The 14,415-nt window shown below is 63.3% G+C and carries 14 protein-coding genes; 2 read left to right on the top strand and 12 right to left on the bottom strand.

The window, feature by feature from the left end; genetic code table 11:
- From BG60_RS02080 to BG60_RS02030, 11 genes are all read right to left on the bottom strand, one after another.
- Complete coding sequence (locus BG60_RS02080; protein ID WP_008346622.1) at nucleotides 1-1,026, bottom strand: ABC transporter substrate-binding protein; 1,026 nt, start codon at nucleotides 1,024-1,026, stop codon at nucleotides 1-3.
- A 50-nt stretch (nucleotides 1,027-1,076) separates the two neighbouring features.
- On the bottom strand, nucleotides 1,077-1,919 hold the full coding sequence (locus tag BG60_RS02075) for a fumarylacetoacetate hydrolase family protein (protein WP_008346620.1): 843 nt from the start codon (nucleotides 1,917-1,919) through the stop codon (nucleotides 1,077-1,079).
- A gap of 13 nt (nucleotides 1,920-1,932) precedes the next feature.
- A complete protein-coding gene (locus BG60_RS02070) occupies nucleotides 1,933-2,688 on the bottom strand; it encodes an SDR family NAD(P)-dependent oxidoreductase (RefSeq protein ID WP_008346617.1) in 756 nt (251 codons plus the stop codon).
- A gap of 28 nt (nucleotides 2,689-2,716) precedes the next feature.
- Nucleotides 2,717-3,523: an ABC transporter permease gene (locus tag BG60_RS02065; protein WP_008346615.1), complete on the bottom strand. Its 807-nt coding sequence runs from the start codon at nucleotides 3,521-3,523 to the stop codon at nucleotides 2,717-2,719.
- On the bottom strand, nucleotides 3,504-4,358 hold the full coding sequence (locus tag BG60_RS02060) for an ABC transporter ATP-binding protein (protein ID WP_008346614.1): 855 nt from the start codon (nucleotides 4,356-4,358) through the stop codon (nucleotides 3,504-3,506). Before BG60_RS02060 ends, BG60_RS02065 begins: the two co-directional genes overlap by 20 nt.
- Nucleotides 4,355-5,380 carry an ABC transporter substrate-binding protein gene (locus tag BG60_RS02055; protein ID WP_008346612.1) on the bottom strand — a complete coding sequence of 342 codons (1,026 nt, stop codon included), beginning with the start codon at nucleotides 5,378-5,380 and terminating at the stop codon, nucleotides 4,355-4,357. Before BG60_RS02055 ends, BG60_RS02060 begins: the two co-directional genes overlap by 4 nt.
- Nucleotides 5,381-5,487: 107 nt before the next feature.
- The gene (gene leuB / locus BG60_RS02050) at nucleotides 5,488-6,558 is read right to left on the bottom strand and encodes a 3-isopropylmalate dehydrogenase (protein WP_008346610.1); all 1,071 of its coding nucleotides are present in this window, start codon (nucleotides 6,556-6,558) and stop codon (nucleotides 5,488-5,490) included.
- Between the two features lie 36 nt (nucleotides 6,559-6,594).
- Nucleotides 6,595-7,191: a 3-isopropylmalate dehydratase small subunit gene (leuD, locus tag BG60_RS02045; protein WP_008346609.1), complete on the bottom strand. Its 597-nt coding sequence runs from the start codon at nucleotides 7,189-7,191 to the stop codon at nucleotides 6,595-6,597.
- A gap of 1 nt (nucleotide 7,192) precedes the next feature.
- A complete protein-coding gene (gene leuC / locus BG60_RS02040; protein WP_008346606.1) occupies nucleotides 7,193-8,623 on the bottom strand; it encodes a 3-isopropylmalate dehydratase large subunit in 1,431 nt (476 codons plus the stop codon).
- 277 nt (nucleotides 8,624-8,900) lie between these two features.
- Nucleotides 8,901-9,878, bottom strand: a complete 978-nt coding sequence (locus BG60_RS02035) for a GlxA family transcriptional regulator (RefSeq protein WP_008346605.1) — start codon at nucleotides 9,876-9,878, stop codon at nucleotides 8,901-8,903.
- Nucleotides 9,875-10,450, bottom strand: a complete 576-nt coding sequence (locus BG60_RS02030) for an isochorismatase family protein (RefSeq protein ID WP_034470174.1) — start codon at nucleotides 10,448-10,450, stop codon at nucleotides 9,875-9,877. Before BG60_RS02030 ends, BG60_RS02035 begins: the two co-directional genes overlap by 4 nt.
- Nucleotides 10,451-10,660: 210 nt before the next feature.
- On the opposite strand from BG60_RS02030, the gene BG60_RS02025 reads away from it, so the two are divergent.
- On the top strand, nucleotides 10,661-10,993 hold the full coding sequence (locus BG60_RS02025) for a hypothetical protein (RefSeq protein WP_008346602.1): 333 nt from the start codon (nucleotides 10,661-10,663) through the stop codon (nucleotides 10,991-10,993).
- A gap of 34 nt (nucleotides 10,994-11,027) precedes the next feature.
- Here the strand turns inward: BG60_RS02025 and BG60_RS39920 are convergent, their stop codons facing one another.
- Nucleotides 11,028-13,238 carry a hypothetical protein gene (locus BG60_RS39920; RefSeq protein ID WP_051996391.1) on the bottom strand — a complete coding sequence of 737 codons (2,211 nt, stop codon included), beginning with the start codon at nucleotides 13,236-13,238 and terminating at the stop codon, nucleotides 11,028-11,030.
- Nucleotides 13,239-13,640: 402 nt separating this feature from the next.
- Here BG60_RS39920 and BG60_RS02015 point away from each other — a divergent pair, with 402 nt between their 5' ends.
- On the top strand, nucleotides 13,641-13,982 hold the full coding sequence (locus tag BG60_RS02015; RefSeq protein ID WP_008346598.1) for a YciI family protein: 342 nt from the start codon (nucleotides 13,641-13,643) through the stop codon (nucleotides 13,980-13,982).
- The last annotated feature ends 433 nt before the right edge of the window (nucleotides 13,983-14,415 follow it).

Here is a 14,415-nt window from a genome sequence, read left to right as displayed (position 1 = left end):
TCAACGCTTGTCCGCATTCTCGACGAAACGGTTGTCGTATGTGGTCTTCAGGTCGATCGATGCTTTGCCGATTTCGGGATCGAATGCGGTCAGGACATCGTGTACGGTATGCGCGGCGGCGTCCGTCATCAGGCCGTCGCGCGAAATGCAGCTTCGCATGTTGGCGTACGCACGAGCGAAGACATCCTTTTCGGCCAGCGCATATTGCTGCGGCACGGCGGCGGCGACCTGTTCGGGCGTTGCATGCGCCATCCAGCGCTCGGCCTCGACGATCGCATTCGTCACCGCTTGCACGGTATTCGGATACTTGACGAGAAAATCTCTCGTCGTGTACATGGCCGCTTCCGGATAGTCGCCGCCCAGTGTCGCGCGCGTGCCGGCCGGGTCTCGCATCACGGCCAACGGAAACAGATCGCCGCTGCCCTGCAGAACGGTGGCGACCGGGTCGTTGCTCATCAACGCGTCGATCTGACCGCTGCGCGCCGCAGCGATCGCTCCGGCAGATGAACCCACGCCGATGATCGACACGTCGCCGGGCTTCAAGCCGGACTTGCTCAGCAGATAGTTCACGCCCATATGAAAGCTCGATCCGGGCGAACTCACGCCGATACGCATGCCTTTCAGGTCCGCATAAGTCTTGACCTTGTCGTGGCTCGCGCGCGTCGCACCGAACACCCATCCGGGGCACGAGGCCAGCGTCACGAACGAGACCAGCTTCTGCCCCTTGGCGGCCATGGTTATCGTATTGGAGTAGGCGCCTGCCACGATGTCGGCACTTCCGCCCATCATCGCCTGCAGAGCCTTGGCGCCTCCGCTGAACACGCCGATTTCGACATCCAGCCCGGCCCGTTTGAAGTAGCCCCGGCTGTCCGCAATGACGAACGGCAGGTAAGGAAAGCCGACGCCCGCCGCCGCCAGATGCAGCTTCGGCTTCTCCGGCACAGGCGCGCCGCTCGCGGCCGATGCAGTCGAGACGGCAGCGAAGATTGCCAATGCAATGGAAACCTGACGCCAAAGCGCTGTCACGATAGTTTGTCTCCGTCGAATATTTCTCGCGCGACCGTGCCGCGAAGCGTTCAACCCTGCACGACGTTCTGGCGCTGCTGCCCGAGGCCCTCGATGCCCAGCGTCACGATATCGCCCGCTTTCAGATAGACCGGAGGCTTCTGCCCCAGGCCGACTCCGGGCGGCGTGCCCGTGGAAATAATGTCGCCCGGCTGCAATGACATGAACTGCGACAGGTATGAAACCAGATATCGCACGCCATACACCATGGTGACCGTACTGCCGTTCTGATAGCGATGTCCGTTGACTTCCAGCCACATCGGCAGCGTCTGCGGGTCGGGAATTTCGTCCGCGGTGACGAGCCAGGGCCCGGTCGGACCGAACGTATCCGCCGACTTGCCCTTGGTCCATTGGCCCTGACGCTCCGCCTGAAACGCGCGCTCGGACACATCGTTGATGACGCAATAGCCCGCGACATGGTTCATCGCATCGGCCTCGCCGACATACTTGGCCGTCGTGCCGATGACCACGCCCAACTCGACTTCCCAGTCGGTCTTGAGCGAGTCGCGCGGAATCTCGATCGAGTCGTTCGGACCGACGATCGCACTCGTGGCCTTCATGAAGATGATCGGCTCCGGCGGCACCGTGGCGCCGGTTTCCGCTGCGTGGTCGGAATAATTCAGGCCGATGCAGATGAACTTGCGCGTGCCGCCCACGCAGGGGCCCAGACGCGGATTGCCTTCCACGCGCGGCAACGACGCAATGTCCAGCGCTTTCAGGCGTGCGAGGCTATCCGGCAGCAGAGCGTCGCCGGCGATATCGGCAACATGGTTCGACAGGTCACGGATATGTCCATCGGCATCGAGAAGGCCCGGCTTCTCTTCGCCCGGTGAACCGTAGCGCAACAGCTTCATATGTATGCTCGCTTCAGTAGGTGGCGCGACCGCCGGACAGATCGAAAACCGCTCCGGTGGTGAAGGAATTTTCTTCGCTGACGAGCCACGCGATCATCGCCGCGGCTTCATTCAGTTCGAGGAAACGGCCCCGCGGAATCTTGCCCAGCATGTACTCGATATGCTCGGGCGCCTGCTCCATCGCGCCGGGCGTGCGCGCAACGGCCGGTGTCACGCAATTGACCGCGATGTCGTGACGTGCCAGCTCCTTTCCCAGCGACTTCGTCATTGCGATGACCGCGGCCTTCGCCGAGCTGTAGGCCGCCGCATTCGGATTGCCTTCCTTGCCGGCGACCGAAGCGAGATTGACGATACGGCCGTAGTTCTGACGGACCATTTCCGGGACCACCGCACGGCAGCAATGGAACGTGCCGTTCACGTCGATCTCCATGACCTGCTTCCAGATATCGATCGGATAGTCGATCAGAGGCGCATTCGGGCCGACGATCGCCGCGTTGTTGACGAGGATATCGATACGTCCCATCGATTCCAGCGTCGCCGCGACAGCCGCTTGCACGCTCGCGTAATCGGCAATGTCGACGCGCTCGAAGTGAACGTCGTGCCGGCGCAGTTGAGTACGGGCCTGCTCGATGCCAGCAGGATTCACGTCCCAGACCACGAGTCGCGCACCGGACTCGAGCAGCCGGCGGCCGACTTCGAGACCGATGCCTTGGGCGCCGCCCGTCACGACAGCGACGCGGTCCGCCAGATTGATTGTGTTCGTCTGCAATTTAGTCCCTTCAGGTTGGATCGCGCATTCACGCGCTGGCGGCAACGGTCTGTCCGGCCACGGGGCGCCAGCGCAGCAGATAGTCTTCGATCATCGATACGGCCGTATCGAGCACTAGCGCGAACACGGTCAGCACCAGAATCCCCGCGATGACCGAGTTGATATCGAACACGCCTTCGGCCAGCAGAATCAGATAGCCAACGCCTTTCTCCGAGCCCAGATACTCGCCCACCACGCTGCCGACGAACGCGATGCCGATCGCGTTGTGCAGGCTCGAAAACACCCAGCTCGTCGCCGATGGCAGATACACATGCCTCATCAGTTGACGCGAGTTCGCCCCGAGCATCCGCGTATTGGAGAGCACGGTCGGGCTCACTTCGCGCACACCCTGGAACACGTTGAAAAAGACCACGAAGAAGACGAGCGTCACGCCCAAGGCGACTTTCGACCAGATGCCCAGCCCGAACCAAAGCGCGAAAATCGGCGCGAAAATCAGGCGCGGCATGGAGTTCATCGCTTTGATGAACGGATCGAACACGACCGCCAGAAACGGGCTAAGGGCAAGCCAGAGACCGCATCCCAAACCCAGAACCGTGCCGATTGCGAACGCAAGCATCGTTTCGAGCAGCGTCGTGTACAGATGGCGAAACACCGAGCCCGTGACGAACCACTCGACGATGCGACGCGCCACGCCTACCGGATCGCCGAAGAAGAACGGCGACAGCCATTTCTGATACGTGCCGAGCCACCAGATGAACAGGACGCCGAGCAGGATTGCGAGCCGCGTCGCCAGAACGGTGAAGCGATTGCCTGGACTAAACTCGATTGCGCGCATAGCTTTTCAGAACCTCGCCTCTAAGCACGTCCCATATCTGGGTGTGCAGTTGAAGGAAACGCTGCGTCATGCGGATCTCCGACATCTCGCGCGGCCGCTCGAGATCGATCTCGAACTCAGCGATAGGTCGTGTACCCGGTCCCGCCGATAGCACGATGACCCGGTCGGAAAGCGAGATCGCCTCTTCGAGATCGTGAGTCACGAACATCACGGACTTGCGGTCGTTCGACCACAGCCGTAACAGCTCGTTTTCCATCAGATGACGAGTCTGGATATCGAGCGCGCTGAACGGTTCGTCCATCAGAATGATGCGGGGATTGAGCGCCAGGGCTTGCGCGAGACCGGCCCGCTTGCGCATGCCGCCCGACATCTGATGCGGATATTTCTTCCCATGACCTTGCAGCCCTACTCGCTCGAGCCAGCCGCGGGCGACGCTCAAGGCTTCCTCGCGCGGCATCCCGCGAAAGATCAGGCCGATGGCAATGTTCTCTTCGGCGGTCTTCCACGGCATGAGCGCATCGACCTGGAACAGGTAGGCGGCCTGCGTGTTGAGACCGTGAGTCAGTTTCTTGCCGAACACGCTCAGGCTGCCCGACGAAGGCCGGGTAAGCCCGGCGGCGACGTTCAACAGTGTCGACTTGCCGCAACCCGTAGGACCGACGATCGAGACGAACTCGCCGTCTCGTATCGTCAGGCTTCCGCCGGAAACCGCGGTGTAGGTCTGCGCTCTCTTGCCGTTGCCGGCAAAAGTGCAGGTCACGTTGTCGAAGCGTAACGCTTCGCGCGCTTCCGCCGGTCCGCTGTCGAGCGGGACGCTATACGCGGCGGTGCTCATGGCTGGACCTCTGCCGCCTTTCTGACAAATCGATTGTCGTAGGTCGTGGCGAGGTCGATCTTGGCCGAGGCCACCGCCGGGTCGAAGGCCGCAAGCACTTCATGCACCGTTTGGGCGCCCTTGGCCGTGATTTCCCCGTTCTGCGCGATGCAGCGTCGGCTGTTCGTGAAGGCCTCGGCGTAGAGCGCCTTGTTGTCGCCCAGAAACTGCGGCGGCACGTTGTCGGCGACCTGTTGCGGCGTCGCCGTGGCGATCCACTTTTCCGCGCGCACGATCGCATTGGCGACTGCCTGAACCGTCTTCGGATTCTTGTCGATGAAGTCCTGCGTCGCGAATACGCTCGACTCGGGATAGTCCGCCCCGAACACCTTCACGTTGCCGTCCGCAGTACGCATGTTCTCGAGCGGTCTCAGGCTGCCGTCTTTCGTCAGGATCGTGGCACTGGGATCGTTGACGATAAGCGCATCGATTTGCCCCGCACGCACCGCCGCAACGGCGCCGGCCGCCTGCCCCACCCCGATGATCGATACGTCCGAAGGCTGCAGCCCCGCCTTGTGCAGGATGTAGTTGACCGCCATGTGCGTGCTGGAGCCTGGCGCGCTCACGCCGATTCGCATGCCCTTCAAATCCTTGGGCGACTTGACGTCGGTCTCGTGTTTCTGCGATACGCCGAAGATCCATCCCGGGCAAATCACTTGTGCGGCCACCACGACGAGGTGCTGACCCTTCGTCGCCATGGTGATCGTGTTCGAGTACGCGCCCGCCACCATATCGGAGCTGCCGCCCAACAAGGCCTCCAGCGTCTTCGAGCCGCCCGAGAATGCGGCGATGGTTACGTCGAGCCCCTCGTCCTTGAAATAGCCGCGCTGCTTGGCGACGAGCATCGGCAGGTATGTGATGCCCGTCGACGCCGCCGCGATATGCAGCTCGGGCTTCTCAGGCGTGTCCTTCGCCACTGCCGTGGCCGATGCGCAAACGAGTCCCACGGCTGCGCACAGTGCAACTGCGAGTTTCAGCTTCATGGTTGTCTCCTCCCTTTCAAGGGATGTGGGTGCGAAAACTGCCCTGCAAGGCTGGCCTTGCGTGATCGTGACGCCGCGCTGCCAGCCGGTCCAGGCCGCGATCCGCCCTAAACGACTTCTTTCTGCAAGGCTTCGACCACTGCATCGCCCATGTCACGGGTGCCGACGCTTTGCGTACCTTCCTGATGGATATCGGCGGTTCTGTAGCCGGCGGACAGCACGGCCCGCACGGCCTGTTCGACGCGCTCGGCGGCGTCTTCCATCTCGAAGCTCTCGCGCAGCATCATCGCGAGCGACAGGATGGCAGCAAGCGGATTGGCGATGTCCTTGCCTGCAATGTCCGGCGCCGACCCATGCACGGGCTCGTACAGCCCTTTGCGGTCGTAGCCCAGCGAAGCCGACGGCAGCATGCCGATCGATCCGGTCAGCATGGCCGCGGCGTCCGACAGAATATCGCCGAACAAGTTGCCCGTGACGATGACATCGAACTGCTTGGGCCGGCGCATCAGCATCATGGCGGCGGCGTCGACGAAGAGATGGCTCAGTTCGACGTCCGGATAGTCCCGCCCGACGCGCGTGACAGTTTCGCGCCACAATTGACTCGCCTCCAGCACGTTGGCCTTGTCCACCGAGCACAGCTTGTGGTGACGTCGACGAGCGGCGCGGAAAGCCGCGTGCGCGACGCGTTCGACTTCCGATTCCGAATAGCGCATCGTGTTGAAGCCGACGCGCTCGCCTGCCTCGTTGGTCTCGAAGCCGCGCGGCTGACCGAAATAGGCATCGCCGTTCAGCTCGCGAACGATCACGATGTCGAGTCCATCGACGACTTCCGGCCGCAAGGTCGAAGCGCCGATCAGTTCCGGGAACATATAGGCCGGACGGAAGTTCGCGTACAGCGTGAGCGCTTCGCGCAACTGCAGGAGACCCGTTCCGGGACGACGCTCGCGGGGTATCCCTGCTTCGTCCGCGACGCCTACCGCACCGAACAGGATGGCGTCGGCCTTGCGCGCCACGTCGAGCGTGGGCTGCGGAAGGGGTACGCCGTGCGCCCGGATGCCGGCCTCGCCGATATGCGCCTCCTGGGTCTCTGCATGGGGCGCCACGACTTGCAGCACCTTGAGCGCCTGCGCCACTACTTCCGGACCGATGCCATCACCGGGCATGACTGCAATCTTCATCTGAACTCCTCCAGGTCGTTTTGGAAAGCGCGCGCCTCAATAGGCATCGGCACGATTGCGCTCGAATGCATCGATGCGGTCTCGATGCGAAAGCGTGTAATCGATCTCGTCCATGCCGCGCAGCAGGCATTCCTTCGCGAAGGGCTCCATATCGAAAGGATGCGAAGCGCCATCGGGTAACGTCACGGTCTGCGCGGGCACGTCAATGGAGATCCGGCTGACTGCCCTGCCGCCGAGGCTTTCCAGGAGCGGAAGCACGACGCTCTCCGGCAGCACGATCGGAAGCAGCCCGTTCTTCAGGCAGTTGATGAAGAAGATATCGCCGAAGCTCGGGGCGATCACCGCCCGGATTCCGTAGTCATACAGCGCCCAGACCGCGTGCTCCCGCGAAGAGCCGCAACCGAAATTGTGGTTCGCCACCACGATGCGCGCCTCGCGAAACGACGCCTGGTTGAGCACGAACTCAGGCTTCTCGGCGCCATCCGGACCGAAGCGCAGCGCACGAAAGAGGAACTGGCCGAAATCGTCGGAGCGGGGTTTTTGCAGGAAGCGCGCGGGCAGGATCTGGTCCGTGTCGCAATCGATGCCGGCGATCGGGACGGCGACCGCATCGAGGTGAATCAGGCTTTCCATTTCATGCTTCCAGGAGACGGCGCACATCGGTCAGACGCCCTGTCACGGCAGCGGCAGCAGCCATGGCCGGACTCATCAGATGCGTGCGCACCCCAGGTCCCTGACGGCCCACGAAATTGCGATTCGAAGTGGAAGCGCAACGCTGCCCGGGCGCGGCGATATCGCCGTTGGTTGCAAGGCACATCGAGCAGCCGGGATAACGCCACTGAAAACCGGCTTCCTTGAACACGCGGTCCAGTCCTTCCGCCTCGGCCTGAGCCCGTACCTCGTGCGAGCCCGGCACGACCCACGCCTCGACGCGAGATGCGATGCGACGGCCGCGCGCCACCTCCGCCGCGCTGCGCAAATCCTCTATGCGCCCGTTCGTGCACGATCCGATGAACACCCTGTCGATCGCCACGCCTTCCAGCGCCGCGTTCGGAGGCAACCCCATGTAGTTCAGCGCTTTCGACATCGCCGCGCGTCGATCCGGGTCGGCTTGTCGCGCGGGATCGGGAACGCGTCCGTCGATGCCGCAGGCGTATTCGGGCGTCGTGCCCCACGTGACCATCGGGGCGATGTCCGAGACGTCGATGTGTATTTCCCGATCGAAGGGCGCGCCGGGATCGGTGAACAAGTCGCGCCATTGCGACATCGCGCGGTCCCACGCATCGCCATCGGGTGCGTAGGGACGCCCCGCGATGTACGCGAACGTGGTTTCGTCCGGTGCGATCATGCCTGCTCGCCCGCCAGCTTCGATGGTCATGTTGCAGAGCGTCAGCCGGCCTTCCATCGACAGGCCGGAGATCGCGGAGCCCGCGTACTCGATGACGTGGCCCACGGCGCCGGCCACGCCGATCCGGGCGATCACGGCGAGAATCAGGTCCTTGGCGGTGACGCCCGTGCCCGGCCTGCCATCGAGTGTGACGCGCATGTTGCCCGACTTGCGTTGCCACAGGCATTGCGTGGCGAGCACGTGAGCCACCTCGGTCGCGCCGATTCCGAAAGCAAGCGCGCCCATCGCCCCATGTGTCGATGTGTGGCTGTCGGCGCAGACGACGGTCATGCCGGGCAAGCTCAACCCTTGCTCGGGCCCGACCACGTGAACGATGCCGCGACGGGAATCGTCCATGTCGAACAGCGTGATCCGAGACTCGGCGGCGTCGCGCTGAAGCGCCTGAATCATGCCGCGCCGCTCCGGGTCGGCCACCGCGGACAGGTCGTTTGCGACGCTGGAAACGTAGTGATCCGCCGTGCCGAAGATGCGCTCGGGGGAGCGTGGCGTCAGGCCGCGCTGACGCAACAGATCGAAGGACTGCGCGGTGACGTCGTGAATGAAATGGCGGTCGATGAACAACAGATCCTGTCCGTCGTCACGCGACATGACCCGGTGACGGTCCCAGATCTTGTCGTAAAGCGTGCGCGGGCGACCCGCTCCTTGTTCGAGTTGCATCGCTTCGTCTCACTCCGTGAATGCGCCGTTTGCGAACGCTTGCGTACGCTCGGCGGGTCGGTGTTGTGAGAGCATCATGCGCCAGACGCACTGCGTTGTACGTGCTATTTCGGCAAGGCACCATCGTGAAACGCGATGCCGGGGCCGCCCCTGCGGTGGACGACGCGATAGTCGAGGTGCAGCCCCGGCTCCATGCTTGCCAGATTCCGACTGTGGACAGCGGCAAAACGGCAGGCTGGAAGCGGCGAGATATGCCCGGCGGCGGGTTCCGATGCGTTCAGTCGACAGAAGATTCGAGCTCCGAACCGCTGCGAAACCGCGCGGGCGACACGTCGTGATACCGCCGCCACACGCGCCGAAAATCCCGGACGGATGCGAAACCGGACTCCTCCGCCACGCGCTCGATGTTGTAGTCCGACTGAGCGAGCAAGCGCTGCGCGCTCGCCACCCGCAGACTCTGCTGATACTCCAGTACGGTGACGCCCGCGTGCTCCGCAAACAGGCGGCTCAGATGCCGCTGGCTCACATGCGCGGCACGCGCGAGTTCGGCGACGCTCCAGTCGCGCGCAGGGTTTTGCGCGATGGCATCCTGCGCGCGATGCACCGCCGGATGCATGTGATTCCGATGCGCAAGCCACGGCGAAAGCTGCACGTCGTCGCCTGCACGGCGCTGATAGACCACCTGACGGCGTGCGATATCGGCGGCGCGCTCGGCTCCCGCATAGTGCTCGATCAGATACAGCGACAGGTCGATACCCGCGGTGATTCCGGCGCTCGTCAGCACGTCGCCGTCATCGACGAACAGGCAGTCGTATTGCACGCGCGCCGTCGGTTCCGCGCGCGCGAGTTCATCGACGAGTCCGAAGTGCGTGGTGCAGCGCCGTCCCGCAAGCAGCCCCGCGCGCGCAAGCAGGAGCGCGCCGGAACAGATGCTGGCGATGCGCGTGTCTTCGGCCGGGGCGCATCGAAGCCACTGCGCGACCGTATCGAACGGCGCGTTCGTGCCCGGCTCCGGCGACTCCGTGCTGCCGACGACCATGACGAGACTGTTCCGCGGCAGCCTGTCGGGCAACGGTTCGATACCGTCGATGAAGGTGCCGAGCGACGTCGCCGCGCGCTCGAGCGGGCCGCAGTGATGCAGCGCGAAAGGCCCGCCGGCTTCGGCCGCCATTCGCATCGCCTCGGCCGGGCCGGCATAGTCGAGCATCAGCACGGGCGGCGTCAGCACGAACCATACGGATATCGGCGGAATCATGCGGCTTTTGCCGTGCGCCACGCAGCGAGCGCGTCGTCGGTTGTGGCGATGCGCGCGAAGCGTCCCTGCAGCACGAGTTCCGTATGCGCCTTGATCTCGGACGTCGAGTAGACGCGGCCGCTGATGGCGTGAGTCATCGGAAACGTGAGGGTAGCCTCGGTCACGTAGTCGACGGCATAGCCGATGTCCGAGGCGACTCGCGTCGTCGTCTCGCAGCACTGTTCGGTGCGGATGCCCGCGATCACCAGATGATCGATCTGGCGCCGGCGCAGCCACAGGTCCAGGCCGGTATCGGTGAACGCGTTGTGCGTGTGTTTCTCGAAGACGACATCGGGCGAAGCGGGCAACCAGTCCAGCGGCTTCACAAAGCCCGATTCCTTCTTGAACGGTCCGGCCTTGCCGACATGGAAGATATGAACCACCGGAACGCCGGCTTCGCGCGCGCCGCGGTCGAGGCGCAGTACGGCTTCCTTGAAAGCCGGCAGATCCGTGTCGGACCAGTCGGGCATGTGGCGAAACGATTCCTGAACGTCGATGATGACGAGAGCGGAACGGCGTTGGTCGGCGGTCATTTTTGGCCTCGATGATTGAACGTGCAATCATCATAATGCCCCGTCAACCGCACAGGAAAGAGCATTACGCGTCATCTTTGCGGACAAAATCCGCCATCACAGCCCATAAGTTCGTCGGGCAGCATCGCGAGTATCCATGCCGCTGCGTTGCGACCGGATGCGGCCAGCCCTACACTTGGCTACGCGCATCGCGCGCGGGAGCAACGTGTCATGGTCGAAGTCCTCGTCATTCTCCAGCTATCCATATCGGCCGCCGAGCGCGATGCCGTCATGCGCGCCGCCCCGCCGACGCAATCCATCTCGAACCGCGTATACGTGAGCACCGCGGATGCTTCGGCCGTTCCACGCATTGCGTCGATGCACGGCGTCGCCAGCGTGCTGACGCACGCGGAATCGTCGGTGAAGCAGTCGAACGGGCTCGACGATACCGAAGCGCTTTTCGTCGATGCATGGATGTCGCGGCTCGGCCAGGTCAAGACGCGCCGTGGCGATCAGCTCGACTGGGACACGCCGCCGATGCAACCGCCCGATCCGAAGCGGTGACGCATCGGCCGCGTGGACCCCTAGCCCATCGCGCTCAGGAAACCGATCCGCCTCCGAGTGCTTCCATCGTGAGTTCCGGTTGCGGCGCGGGCGCATCGCCGGGTTGCGGACTGCCGCCGAAGTATCCGCCGCCGAACGCGTTGCCGCCGCCGGCGGTAGGGGTGCGGGTCGCGGTCGAAGTCGACGCGAGGCCGCCGCCGTTCGACGAACCGCCGCCGACGCCCGCGAGCCTGCCCGAATCCGGGGCCGATACCGCCGTGCCCTCGCCGTTCACGCTCCCCATTCCATAGCCCGCTTCCCCTGCCAGCGTGGCTGCGCCGGGACCGCCCTTGCCATCCTCGTAAGAATCGAACGCCGATGCCGATGCGCTCGCCATGCCGCCGTAAGAAGCCGCGACCGATGATGGCGTCGGACTCTGCGCGCCGGAGCCCGGCACTACGTCGAGATCGACGAGCCGCATGCCTTGCGCCGATACCTCTTCCCATTTCGCGACGAAGTGCTGCCAGTCGGCGCCGGACCACAGGTAGTACGCATCCGCGCCGGGCAGCCAGACGCCCGAGAAGCGCTGACCTTGCGCGGACTGCGTGATCTCGATATCGACGAGACGCAGATTCTGCTGGGCGAGCTCCTGCCACTTCGCGACGAAGTTGTTCCAGTCCGCATTGACCCAGAGATAATGACCGCCCGTGCCCTGCCGCCACACGCCGAAGAAGCGCTGCTCGCTGCCCACGTCGACGATCTTGAGATCGATGAGACGAAGGTTCTGATCCGCGAGCTGCTGCCACTTCGCGACAAAGCTGTTCCAGTCGGCGTTGATCCAGAGATAGTAGCCATCGTCGCCGGGCAGCCAGACGCCCGAATACAGCAGCGTGCCGTTGACGTTCTGCACTTCGAGATCGACGAGCCTCAACCCCTGGGCGCCCAGCTCCTGCCATTTGGTGATGAAGTCCGCCTGATTCGCGTTGACCCAAAGGTAATAGCCGCCCGTGCCCTCGCGCCAGACGCCGTGGAATCGCTCGGAACCGTTCTCGCGCGTGATCTTGAGATCGGCGAGACGCAGATTCTGCTCCGCGAGTTGCTGCCATTTCGCGACGAAACTGTTCCACGATGCGTTGACCCACAGATAGTGCGCGTCGTTGCCCTGCCGCCATACGCCGGTGTAGGTCTGTGTAACGAGCGGAAAGCCGAGATGGAACGGCGTGTGCACGCACATGTTCCAGGTGTTGCCCTTCATCAGACAATCGACGCCGCCCCCTGGCGCGCAATTCGCGCAGTTGGCGTTCGGTTTGAAGTACACGCCCCACGATCCGCCGCAGTTGCAGCCGCTCGCCGCGTATTCGTCCGGCGCGCCGAAAATGTGCCCGCTTTCGTGCGCGAATACGCGGTCGATGTTGTCGGGGCCCCATCCATCGTTGTCGTAGTTCATCACGAGACGCGGGCCGCCGATCGACGCATAAGCAAAATGCCCGAGCGGATACTTGGTGAAGAAGCCGCAATATGTCCAGTCGGTGCCGAGATCGGTGCGCAGCTTTTCGATGTACGCCGTCACCGCGCCCATGCCCGTGCCGTAGCCGAGCTGCGTCATCGCGGGATCGCGCCACAGCGTCTCTTTTTCATCGAAAGTCAGCGTGTCCGCGCCGGGCTGCACCTCCACCGCGACGATCTTGATGTCGTACTTGAAGGTCAAGCCTTCCGGGTTTTGCGTCGCCAGCCAGCTCAGTCCGTTCTGCACTTCGGCGACGACCTTCGTACGCTCGTCCTGCGAAAACTTGAGATTGTCGTTCGGTCCTTCCACGATCACGATTCCCACCGCGACCGAGCCGGTCAGACGCTGGCTCGTCGGCGCGCCCGCCTGCGCCATCGCCCTTTCGGCGCGCTCCCTGGAGTCTTCGGGCGGCGTACACGAATACTGCATTTCCTCGCTGGAATCCCACGACTCGCCCTCGCGCGGACGCGATGACTTCGCGGTCCGATACGCGCTCGATTCGCGCAAGGCGAACGCGTTGTAGCCCAACTGCTCCGTCGCCGACAGCGAGTCGACCACCATCGCGGATGCCTGCAGCGATTCGTACGCCAGCGCCTTTGCGGCGGGTTCCGCCGATTCCTCCATCACGATCACGCGCGAACCGTAGACATGCACGACACGGCGGCTCGATGTGGATTCGGGATGACGCCGCGCCTCGGCGAATGCGCCTGTCTCGGGCAAGATCACGACACGTTCACGAATGTTGATATCACCGGCCATTTCAACCTCCTTTGAAGAGATAGGGATTTCCTGGAAGGCCATTGAGTAAGGGGTCTTCAGGAAGCGCGTGTTGAACACGCTCGTCGTCTGCGCGCTATCAGGTCAGCTCGCAGTGATCGGGATGCCGAAGAAATACAGCCTCGATCGAAGGGACGCGCCGTGATACGGCGCCCATGAGTCGCGTTCTTCGTCAGAATGGGCGCAACGGTTTTTTGAGGGCCGCATTGCGAAGATCGTCCGCTTACCTTGCAGCGCGCGTTTTTATCGGCACCTTAGGTAAGACGCGTTCGCTCGGCCCGATTGAAAGCCTAGTAATCTTTCGATGCGATTTTTATTCTTTTTTCGCGCCGTTCCAGTGGCCTTTCGACGCGGGAGGCCGACTCACACCCGGAGGATCGAACGATGACGAAGTACCTAATCTCCTTCCCTGCATCGGCGATGCACGTCTCCGATGAAGACATCGACGCGGTCGGCGAAGCGGCACGCGCGGTCATCAGAGAGGCGAAGGAAGCGGGCGTCTATGTGTTCGGCGGCGGTATCAATGGGAACGTGACGCCGCAGATGGTCGCCGCCGACGGCACCGTCACGAACGGGACGTATCCGCAGACGAAAGAGTTCGACGGCGGCTTCTGTGTGCTGGAACTTCCATCGCGCGAAGCGGCCGTCCAATGGGCCGCTGACATCGCCAAAGCCTGCCGCTGTGCGCAGGAACTCCGCGAGTTCGGGTACGACCCGGAGAGCTGACACGCTCAACCAAGTCGACGACTGCCGCCACCTTGTATCGCAACGTATCGGCGGCGGCTGCGGATACGCGCGATTACACAACGCCTCGATTTCGACACGCACGGGATACGTCGGCGCGCTTCAATACGTCCATCGCGCAGCAGTGAGCCGCGCCAGCAGCGGGATTCGACGTATTACGTATGCAACGCGATCCGAGCCGAACGATCGTGTTCGAAGCGCAGTACGCGTGACGGAGTCGGCCGCCGAAATAGCTTTGCCTTCATCAGGAGTTCTCATGTCATATAACAAGACGCTTCCCAAGTCGCCGTCGCGCCGCCGCTTCGTCGAGGTTGCGGCGGCCGGTATCGCAGCGGCATCGCTGAACAAGCTCGCGTTTGCTGAACCGAACTCATCGATCGTCTCAGTCGCGAAGACCGCGAATATCGACAAGGAA

The sequence above is a fragment of the Caballeronia zhejiangensis genome (assembly GCF_000698575.1).
GTDB lineage: Bacteria > Pseudomonadota > Gammaproteobacteria > Burkholderiales > Burkholderiaceae > Caballeronia > Caballeronia zhejiangensis.
Note: the sequence above shows the minus strand (reverse complement) of the source record. Positions and strands in the feature narration are given on the sequence as shown.